The organism is Virgibacillus sp. AGTR (assembly GCF_016919725.2).
Classification (GTDB): Bacteria; Bacillota; Bacilli; order Bacillales; family Amphibacillaceae; genus Virgibacillus; species Virgibacillus salarius.
In genome coordinates this window covers 1-10463 of the sequence record NZ_JAJERH010000107.1, presented here as the reverse complement: position 1 = coordinate 10463, position 10463 = coordinate 1, and the positions used below count along the sequence as shown (strand labels likewise).

The window sequence follows — 10463 nt, the reverse complement described above, 5'->3', positions numbered from 1 at the left end:
GAATAAGATGGCTCAAAAACCGCTTAACAAAAAGATCTTACTAAGATTGTACAAAATAATAAGGTACACCTTACATGGGGAATAATGGGCATTCATAATCACCAGAAAAATGGAAGAAATATGCTACTAAATATGTCATTAAGGGTCTGATAGTTTATAATTTCATTAAAATGGTTTTTGTGTATCTAAAATTTCTCTACACATAGAAGTAAATTTGCAAAGCCCTTCTATATCACTCATTAACAATGCCTCTTTTTTATTAGAAACAATTTATAATACATTTACGTATTTGATATTCCATTCATTTGTTTAAAATGCCTTAAATTAACATAAATATGAATATTTAACTATAATGAAGTCAATCTGAATATAATTAAATACTATTCAAATTAATTGTATATATTGCAGTACATAATTTGTTAAACTATTTAATGATATATGTTTATGTATAACATTTTATACATAAATCATCCTTTCCTTTCACTCTACTTCCTTATACTTTTGAAAAATAACAACTAGGTGGTGCAATTTCATGAAGAAGTTGAAATTATTTCAATCATTTTTCTACGGTTGGGTGATTGTCTTTATTGCTGGACTAGGAGTATTTTTTTCAGGTCCAGGGCAAACATATTCTAACTCTACGTTTATTGATGAATACATCCATGAATTCAATTGGTCTAGGTCACAGGTTTCGGGGTTATATTCTATGGCTACCTTAATAGCGGGTCTAGGTATGATGGTTATCGGGAGATTTATAGATAGATTTGGACAGCGGATGATGATGGTTATTGTCGGCACATTATTTAGTATAGCTTGCTTTTTTAACAGTATGGTTTCTAGTATGTGGATGCTTGCAATTGGCTTTTTCCTTATACGTTTATTGGGTCAAGGTAGTATGTCTCTAATACCTAATACATTAGTTGCACAATGGTTTATTAAAAAAAGAGGAATTGCTTTTAGCATTATGACATTGGGCAGTTTTGCAAGTGCTATGGTTTTCCCTATTGTGAACACTTGGTTAATTCATACATGGGACTGGCAGTTTGCATGGAGATTCTGGGGTGTTCTGCTACTATTTATATTTGTTCCTATTGCTCTTATTGGAGTTCGGAATAAACCGGAGGAGATTGGACTATTACCAGATGGATCAAGTGAAAATGCTGAAAAGCAAACACGGGCAGTAATGGGGGCTCAGATTCAAGAAGCTGCGACAGATTGGACATTAAAAGAAGCAATGAAAAATAGAGCTTTTTGGGCAATTCTAATTTGTGTTGGGATTCCAGCAATGGTTAATACTGGTATTACTTTCCATATTATATCTATATTTGGTAGTAATGATTTGTCACCAGAATCAGCTGCAATTGTGTTAAGTTTAATGGCAATTGTGGGAGTACCAATGTCTTTTATTTCTGGATATATAACAGAAAAAGTAAAAACGAATTATTTATTATTTGGTATATTTTTAATAGAAATTATATTACTATTGATGTTACTTGTAACAACGAATGTCTATGTGGCTTTTGCATTTGGTGTCTTATGGGGGATAGCAAATGGATTAGAACGAATTGGATTAAATATAATTTGGCCAAATTATTTCGGGCGTAAATATATAGGTAGTATTAATGGAGTAGGCGTAACGATGGGGGTATTAGGATCAGCCTTTGGACCACTACCTTTTGGGGTAGGCTTTGATATTTTCCATAGCTACACTCCTGTACTGTTAGCTACTTTATTATTTCCTTTAATCGGATTGTTCTGTGCTCTGATTGCAAAAAAACCAGAGAAATCTCAACTAGCTAATGGCTAAAATAAAAGACCCTAGGCTTATCGTTTTAGGGTCTTTTTATATTAGATTCTTTCTCCGTTTTTTAATCTTTCGATGAATTCATTTAAATCTTCTTTTTTTACTCTCCAATGTCTTCCGATTTTAAAACCAGGGATTTTTCCTTCTTGAACTAATTTATATGTTGTCATCTCACTTAATTGTAAGTATTCTGCAACCTGTGCAACGGTCATAATCTCATGAGTCATTACAATGCCTCCAAACATTTTTCCTTGTAACTAATCATACCATAATTAATTGTTTTAAAAAAAACAACTTAAATAATTATATATGGTTATAGATAATTATATTAAATATAACTATTTTATAATTAATTGGATATAGAAGTTATCTAAAGTAAATTGGAGAAATTTGAAGTAATAATAAAATGGATACGTTTTCTTGGGATTTTGCTGTTTATAATATATATGGTATGATTCGTTCTGTTCTATGAAATAATCCTTGAACTATTAGTCTATTAATATATATATAATAACAACAAAGAGGAGCTGAAAAATGAATATTTTAAAGATACAACAAGAATGGTTTGGAAATGTAAAAGGAGATATCTTATCCGGAATCGTTGTCGCATTAGCTTTAATTCCAGAAGCAATCGCTTTTTCTATTATTGCTGGTGTTGATCCGATGGTAGGTCTTTATGCTTCTTTCTCTATAGCATTAGTGATTGCCTTTGTCGGTGGTAGACCTGGGATGATATCCGGAGCTACTGGAGCAATGGCACTACTCATGGTTAATTTAGTTGCAGAGCATGGGTTACAGTATTTGTTAGCTGCGACTATTCTAACAGGAATAATTCAAATATTATTTGGCATATTAAAGTTGGCTAGAATGATGAAGTTTGTTCCACGATCTGTAATGATTGGATTTGTAAATGCATTAGCTATCATGATTTTTACTTCACAGTTACAGCATTTTGTTGGTGAAACATGGATTATGTATGCACTTGTAGCATTAACATTAGCCATTATTTATTTATTACCTAGATTTACAAAAGCTATTCCATCAACCTTAGTAGCAATTGTTGTTGTTACGGCGATTGTCATAATAGGTAATATAAATGTTGGAACAGTAGGTGATATGGGAATAATAACACAACAATTACCAGTATTTTTAATCCCAGATATTCCACTAACAATGGAAACACTATTGATTATTCTTCCGTATTCTTTTTCATTAGCAATCGTTGGTTTAGTAGAATCATTATTAACAGCTAATATAGTTGATGATATGACTGATACAGAAAGTAATAAAAATAAAGAAAGTCGTGGACAAGGCATTGCGAATATAGTCACAGGTTTCTTCGGTGGAATGGGTGGATGTGCAATGATAGGACAATCAGTTATAAATGTGAAATCTGGAGGAAGTGGTAGGTTATCTTCACTTGTAGCAGGTGTTGTTTTGATGTCTATGATCATTATACTAGGTGAGGTTGTAGTTCAAATTCCTATGGCTGCCTTAGCGGGAGTTATGATCATGGTTTCTATAAGTACTTTTGATTGGTCTTCTCTTAAAAATCTTGTTAAAATTCCTAAGACCGATTCAGCAGTAATGCTGACTACCATAATAATTGTATTAGCAACACACAATTTGGCTATTGGAGTATTAGCTGGAGTATTATTAAGTGCTATTTTCTTCGCAGCTAAGATTTCTAAAGTTAAAGTAACGGAAGGTCAAGTAGTACAAAATCAGAAAAAAACCTACCGTATTGAAGGACAATTATTCTTTGCATCTGTAAGTGATCTTCCAAGTAAATTCTATTTTGGAGACACTATAACCGAAGTAGAAATAGACTTAACACAGGCCCATCTATGGGATGACTCTGCCATTGGGGCGTTAGATAAAATAGAAGCAAAGTTTGCCCAGAATAATATCAATGTAAATTATATTGGTTTGAATGAGGAAAGTAAGCAACTGAAAAAACGTATTGGTGGTATTTCAAACGCGGCTGGTCACTAAGTCTAATAATATTGTAAGGAGTGAGATGAATTGTTTAAACGAATATTACTGGCAGTAGATGGGTCGGAGCACTCAATACGATCCGCTAGATATGCAATAGAACTTGCTAATAAATTCGAAGGGACTACTGATATTATATATGTAGTTGATGGAAAAACGGCAAAAGAAGATGTTTTACATTCAACCAATAAACTAGAAATCGAAAAGAAAAGAGAAGAAAAACTGAAGCCAATTTTAGATATGTTAGATAAATCAGATATGGATTACAATACAAATGTTCTTCATGGTGATCCAGGACCAGAAATTGTTGAATTTGCAAATGAAAAATCTTATGATTGTGTAGTAATAGGGAGTAGAGGATTGAATGACTTACAGTCTTTTATTTTAGGGAGTGTTAGTCATAAGGTTGCAAAACGTGTAAATTGTCCTGTTCTTATAGTTAAGTAAGGGATGTGGAGTTTATTTCCATATTCTTTTTTTGTAGTATAGGAAATTATAAAATTAGCCCATGCGGATAAATATGAGCGTGTTAGCCATGTCCGGCTCCAGCGCCCAGAAACGAGGCTACTTCACGAATCGCCCCACGATAAGTCATCACGGCTCGCAAGCACACCGTGATTCCTTAATCTCCATTGACTTGTTCCAGTCGCTACGTTTCTAATCGGGCGCTTCCGCTTGTTCAATTATTTTATTTCCGATACAATCTACCTTTTAAAGGGGAATATTTCCCATAAATAACCTTGAACTAGAAAGAAAGTTCATATAATTTCTTCACCGTTCTCTGAGGAGTAAACTAAAAATTATTAACTTTTATATAGATATGCAATAACAACGTTATTGAGCGTTTGTGTGCTTAAATTAGATGTGTTACTACCGTAAAAGTGCGTAATGGTTATTGATGGAATATATTGCATCTAATAAAAGTTTAACTATTACTAAACCTAATCCTTGAAAGTTCTTACTGTACGAAGAAAAGGAGAGGTGTTAAATGTTTTATCATGTAAAGGAGTTACAGTATAATGCAAAACCAAGTCAACCAGATCCAGTTTATGCTAAGAAGTTGCAAGAAATACTAGGTGGACAATATGGAGAAATGTCTGTTATGATGCAGTACCTATTTCAAGGGTGGAATTGCCGTGCAGAAGGTAAATATCGTGATATGATACTTGATATTGCAACCGAAGAAATTGCACATGTAGAAATGATTGCAACAATGATTGCTCAATTATTAGATGGCGCGCCTGCACATGATCAAGAGCAGGGAGCTAAAGATCCAGCAGTTGAAGCTGTCCTTGGTGGTATGAATCCTCAGCAAGCTATCGTAAGTGGTTTAGGTGCACAACCTAATGATAGTATAGGTTATCCTTGGACAGCTCGTTATACCATAGCGAGTGGGAATTTGCTTGCTGATTTTAGAGCAAATTTAAATGCAGAATCGCAAGGAAGACTTCAAGTGTGTAGACTTTATGAAATGACAACGGACCCAGGAGTTAGAGATATGCTTTCTTTCTTAATTGCCCGTGATACCATGCATCAAAATCAATGGATGGCAGCTATTGAAGAATTAGAAGAAACGCAAGGCGCTGTTGTTCCAAGTACATTTAACCAAAAGTATGAGAAACAAGAAGTTTCATATTCCTTTATGAACTTTTCTGAAGGAGAGGATAGTAGTACAGGTAAATGGGCAAACGGTCCAACCCTTGATGGACAAGCTAATTTTGAGTATGTTCAAAATCCAAAAGCTATGGGTCAAAAACCTGATTTACAGCCAGGACCGAGATACATTCATGGTACTTCACCGTAGATATAAGAATCAAGCAAAATGCAGAAAATAAGATGAAATCAAATCATAGCGATAATAATCCGCTTTAAGAAATAGTAGTAAGTTTCCCGTTTAAAAGGTAGGTTTAAAAAAAGTATTGCACCCTAATGTTAGACACGATCAAACAATTGGGGTGCATTATCTTGTGGGAAGAGCATAATTCTTTTGACATAGATATACGATATAACTTAAACTATAACCATTAAAATCATTATAAGTGGCTAGGTGGAATGGGATATGTTCTTTTTAAGTGTATTAATTGTGTCTTTCATAATATTTATATTGCTTACTTCTTTTTTTAACATGAATCATAAAGTAATCGTATCGTCAATTAGCGCACTTGTTGTTAGTGTGTTGGTTCAAGTTCTAGAGCAATTTTATTTGAGCAGTATCATTATCGCTGCTCTGATTTTTTATTTTATAATCGCAAATATCAAGGCGTTTAAAAATGAACAGCTTAAGCTATTGGTTGCTGTGCTATTCAGTACAGCCATCGTGACACTCATTCTATCTTTTACATACTTCAATCAAATTTCTAATATATCTGATTCTGAGATTTTGAGAGTTATGTTTATCTATTACCCGTTACTTATTATATTTATCACTTGCTATACATACATGCTTCTTTGCCTCTTTAATTTTAAAGTATTACAAGTATCTAACCCACTCCTTTATATTATGAATAGAATTCGTGGTTTTATGCGCACGATTCAACTCTTGTGGATTGCTTCACGTAAAGGTTTAAATCATTTGATTCAACAAGATCATGCGAAGTTGCCACATGTAATTGCTGAAATTCTTGATGAGATGGGTGGAGTTTTTGTTAAGTTTGCGCAAGTATTATCGACAAAAAAAGAAATTTTACCTAGTAATTACATTGATGCATTTTCAAGTTTACATGACCAAGTAAAACCTTTAAGTGAAGATGAGCTTAAAACAATCATTGATAACAAAATTGGTAATATCGATGATATCTATGAATCATTTGAGATGCGACCTATCGCAGCAGCTTCTATTGGTCAAGTTCATCTAGCGAAGCTTAAGTTAACTGGAGAGATAGTTGTTGTTAAGATTTTAAGACCTAATGTTAAACAAAAGATAACAGTGGATTTAGATTTATTAATTCAATTTGTGTCATGGCTGTCAGAACGTTCTTCTAAAATTAGCAGACTCGGCTTAATAGAACTCGCAAGAGGATTTAAAAAGAGCCTTATCGAAGAAACTGACTTTGATATCGAAGCGTTAAATACAAACATGTTAAGAAAAGCATTTAAGGAACACAATATTACTATAAGAGTTCCTAAAGTCTACTCTGAATATTCGACTAAGCATGTATTAACGATGGAGTATATTGAAGGGGATAGTTTTACAAAAGAAGTGACAACCGACGTTTCAGAAATGATTATGCACGCATTTTTAAATCAAATACTGATGATTGGTATCTTTCATGCTGATCCACATCCGGGGAACATCATGTTGACAACCGATGGAGAAGTTGCGCTTATTGACTTCGGCTCAGTTGGTTATTTATCAAATGATGAAAGAGCTGGTATGTTAAGTTTCCTAATTGGGTACAGCAATAATGATGCGCAAGAGATGGCGCATGGTTTGATGAGGGTTTGTGAAAGAGAAAATGTACCCGAAGAAGATATGATAGAACGACATCTCAATAAACTTTTATCAGAAGCATCTTTTTCACATGACCCAACTAGTGTGATGATGGGACGACTGATGTCGATGATAGCCGAGATGGGGTTATCTTTAAAACCGACCGTTGCCGGTGCATTTAGAGCAATCATTACTCTAGATGGGACATTATCATCTGTAGATGAAGAATATTCATTAACAGCAGCGAGCGAATCATACGCGAGTCGTATTGATAAAGGACGGTTGTCCGAGGAACATTTTAGTAAGATTAAGGGGAGGTTAGAGGATTACATCCCAAATTTACTAGAGTTGCCTATTCTTAAGGACAATAAAATTACTATAGTTCATGAGGAAAAGCATCATTTGAATGATTTTATAGGGACTTTAACAGTTGGTATATTTACAGTGATATGTATGGTTGTCATGCTTATGAGCTTTTTCGTGCAAGGTGAGCTCATGCAATTTTTACTTGCTCCCTTATCCATGTCAGGCTTTGGAGTTGGTATGATAATACTTATCATGTCAGTAATTAGGCAGCTGAAACCGAAGGTATAAGCGTGATGATAATTTTACACATAATCGATTTTTTAAAAGACATGCTTTCATAGCTTAGAGCAATTATGAGAGCATGTCTAATTTATATTAATAGTTCCCAATTGTTCGTTAATTGATGGAGGATTAGATATGAAATATTTCTTGAAGTTAAATGTGGTCAGCATGCTATACGCTCTTATGGTATTTGTTCCTCTTGAACTTATGGTAAATGTGTATAGAATTACTAGATTACTAAATTGGAAAGTTGATACGGTAAATATTATGACTGGCATAATGCTTATTGTTGAGATTATTGGTGGTACACTACTAATTCTTTTCTTAACAAGGAAATGGTTGGATGGGCGAAAAGCAAGCTTTTGGACAATCATCCTTTGGTTACCCTATTTTATTCTTTTTATTTATATATTCGCATCTTTATTTCCGATAACTAATGGTGGGGATTATCCCAATCCTGCTACTGGTCTTTTAGCAATAGGAGGACTTATAGTCTATCCGTTTTATATACTAATTCTCAATTTTGTCGGTATGATAAGCGATGATGAAACAAATAGGACTATCTGAATATGGGTTTACATAATAACTGGATCAGTATGCAACCAATGATTGTATAAAGCACTTACAATTAATCCTTGCTGAATGATGGAGTACATAAAAATGAATAGAATGTAAGGGAGAGAAGCTCAATTGGTAAAATTTCATTTTTCCATAATAGCTTGTGTAGTAATTGCGACAATACTCGGTTTATTTGGTCAGGACATCGCTTATGTAATGAATGAAAAGATTTTATCTTTTATTCACCTTAGTTATTATTTAACTGTATGTACTATACTTAGCATTGGATTATATTTGATTTCTGTTGTAATAGTTTATGTAGCTGATAAGAAGAAGAAAATTAGTAGAATAGTTTATTCAAAATATATGATAATCGTTATAATCATAGGCTTATTCATTTCATGCTGGTCTTTATTTGTTTTGGCTATGTGGTGGAGTTAAGTATATTATTTGATTAGGGATCGTTTGATGGAACACAATCGATAGCAGCGATTGTAAGTCTGATTTTCCAGCAGATAACAGTAGGCGTCTTACTAGCCAGGTAGTTTAGAGCATGTCATGTCACACCTGAAATCCTGCCACTATAAACAATATATGGTTAGTTTTTTGTGATTCTTAAATGGTGCATCCAAGCTTTATAAGACTTGGGTGCTGTTTTTTATACTAATATAGTAAATTTTTCCTGTTCATAGTATAATTAATCGAATAAAACTGAATAGGAGAATGTAAAAGTGAAGGAAATACATTGTTACCGTTTTGAATCAGAAATAGACTCTACTATTGATCTAGTATCTGAATGTTTGAATAAAGATGAACATGTATTAAAATGGAATACACAAATAATCGAAAATATGTATGATGGAAGCGAAGATGATTTAGAAGAAGGGGCAACTTTCATTACTAAACAAAAATTAGGTAAAAAAGTATATGAGTTTCATGCTAAATGTACAAGACATGATCCTCCAAACTATGCTACAGTCGAAACTAAAACAAAAGAAGGTATTAGTAAGACAGAATATATTCTTAAAGAAACCCCCGAAGGAACTAATTTTATAGTTAATGTTTCTTTAATTCCTTCTAATTGGATATACAAGTTAGCAACACATATGTTTAAGTGGTCTTTTAAACATGTTTATGACGAACAGTTTGATAACTTCATAGAATATGTTTATCAAATAGAGTATGAAAGGGGAATATTTGATAAAGAATTTATTAAAGATAACCTAGGAATTGGAATGAACAAATCTGAGGTAATAGATCTGATTGGAGAAGCTGATGTAGTTGGAGTAGACCCTAAGAATGCCTTGCCTTATTGGAGATATGATATTGGAGCTACAGATGATTATGAGAATGAGCTAGATAAACAATTAGGTGATGGAATCGTTCATGCCATTGATGAAGAGGGAATTAGAAACGGTATAGTAAAAATGCAATTATTTATTGGTTGGAGAGACGGTGAAATTAGCAATATTAGTAATACTTATATAGAAGGTGGTAAATTGATTACTTATTGTTTACGATCTAATGACGGTGCAATAGTAGAATAATGAACGATGCACCAAAGCATTCTAGTATTAAGCTTGCTTTCGCGTTTATCCCAAAAATGAGTCGTTTATCCAAGTGGCGAGGTATATGTTTCAAAAGAGTGCTAAATCCACAACCTTAAAAGATTTAATTTCACCTTACGTTTGCATTCGTTATGATTTATTATGTGTATGGTTTCTAAAATACATGGTTAATGATGATTTAACTTGAGTTAAGCATTTTCATTATTGTATTTAAAAAAGTTCAACAATAAAGAAAAAGTCGTAGTTTTCAACGACCTTTTCTTTTTTTATTAGTATTCTAAATTTAATACTATTTTGAGTATATCTTTCTTGATAACCAGCTTTATGCTTTGGCGGAAAACGCTAAAAAAGCTGGTAAGAAAAAATATTGTGCATTGCTTTAGAATTAAAAATAACAACAGCAAGCAATAAGGTGGAAGGATGAGATTATTCAAGCTACTATGAAAGTGTTGGGTTCTACTAGTTTATGAAAGGTGTTCTATATGTATCGCCTAAGCAAAAAATATTTGATTTCTTATGT

At 33.2% G+C, this 10463-nt stretch carries 8 protein-coding genes; 7 read left to right on the top strand and 1 reads right to left on the bottom strand.

The features are described from left to right. Positions 1-532 precede the first annotated feature (532 nt). A complete protein-coding gene (locus JUJ52_RS21785) occupies positions 533-1807 on the top strand; it encodes an MFS transporter (protein WP_228089195.1) in 1275 nt (424 codons plus the stop codon). Between the two features lie 41 nt (positions 1808-1848). On the opposite strand, the gene JUJ52_RS21780 is transcribed toward JUJ52_RS21785, so the two are convergent. After that, a complete protein-coding gene (locus tag JUJ52_RS21780) occupies positions 1849-2031 on the bottom strand; it encodes a helix-turn-helix domain-containing protein (RefSeq protein ID WP_026680550.1) in 183 nt (60 codons plus the stop codon). A gap of 307 nt (positions 2032-2338) precedes the next feature. On the opposite strand from JUJ52_RS21780, the gene JUJ52_RS21775 reads away from it, so the two are divergent. The 6 genes from JUJ52_RS21775 (at position 2339) to JUJ52_RS21745 (ending at position 9922) form a co-directional block, all read left to right on the top strand. After that, entirely contained in the window at positions 2339-3799 is a 1461-nt protein-coding gene (locus JUJ52_RS21775; protein WP_026680549.1) for a SulP family inorganic anion transporter, read from the top strand. A gap of 30 nt (positions 3800-3829) precedes the next feature. Further along, positions 3830-4246, top strand: coding sequence for a universal stress protein (locus JUJ52_RS21770; RefSeq protein WP_026680548.1), 417 nt, complete (start codon positions 3830-3832; stop codon positions 4244-4246). Between the two features lie 541 nt (positions 4247-4787). Then, positions 4788-5603, top strand: coding sequence for a manganese catalase (locus JUJ52_RS21765; RefSeq protein ID WP_026680547.1), 816 nt, complete (start codon positions 4788-4790; stop codon positions 5601-5603). Between the two features lie 255 nt (positions 5604-5858). Next, positions 5859-7823, top strand: a complete 1965-nt coding sequence (locus JUJ52_RS21760; protein WP_228089194.1) for an ABC1 kinase family protein — start codon at positions 5859-5861, stop codon at positions 7821-7823. Between the two features lie 129 nt (positions 7824-7952). Then, positions 7953-8384, top strand: a complete 432-nt coding sequence (locus JUJ52_RS21755) for a hypothetical protein (protein ID WP_026680545.1) — start codon at positions 7953-7955, stop codon at positions 8382-8384. A 722-nt stretch (positions 8385-9106) separates the two neighbouring features. Beyond that, on the top strand, positions 9107-9922 hold the full coding sequence (locus tag JUJ52_RS21745; protein WP_228089193.1) for an SRPBCC family protein: 816 nt from the start codon (positions 9107-9109) through the stop codon (positions 9920-9922). Positions 9923-10463 lie beyond the last annotated feature (541 nt).

What these genes read in the sequence shown, in the direction of transcription:
- JUJ52_RS21785 (WP_228089195.1), top strand. Translation starts at nt 533, where the DNA reads ATGAAGAAGTTGAAATTATTTCAATCATTTTTCTACGGTTGGGTGATT.
- JUJ52_RS21780 (WP_026680550.1), bottom strand. Translation starts at nt 2,031, where the DNA reads ATGACTCATGAGATTATGACCGTTGCACAGGTTGCAGAATACTTACAA.
- JUJ52_RS21775 (WP_026680549.1), top strand. Translation starts at nt 2,339, where the DNA reads ATGAATATTTTAAAGATACAACAAGAATGGTTTGGAAATGTAAAAGGA.
- JUJ52_RS21765 (WP_026680547.1), top strand. Translation starts at nt 4,788, where the DNA reads ATGTTTTATCATGTAAAGGAGTTACAGTATAATGCAAAACCAAGTCAA.
- JUJ52_RS21760 (WP_228089194.1), top strand. Translation starts at nt 5,859, where the DNA reads ATGTTCTTTTTAAGTGTATTAATTGTGTCTTTCATAATATTTATATTG.
- JUJ52_RS21755 (WP_026680545.1), top strand. Translation starts at nt 7,953, where the DNA reads ATGAAATATTTCTTGAAGTTAAATGTGGTCAGCATGCTATACGCTCTT.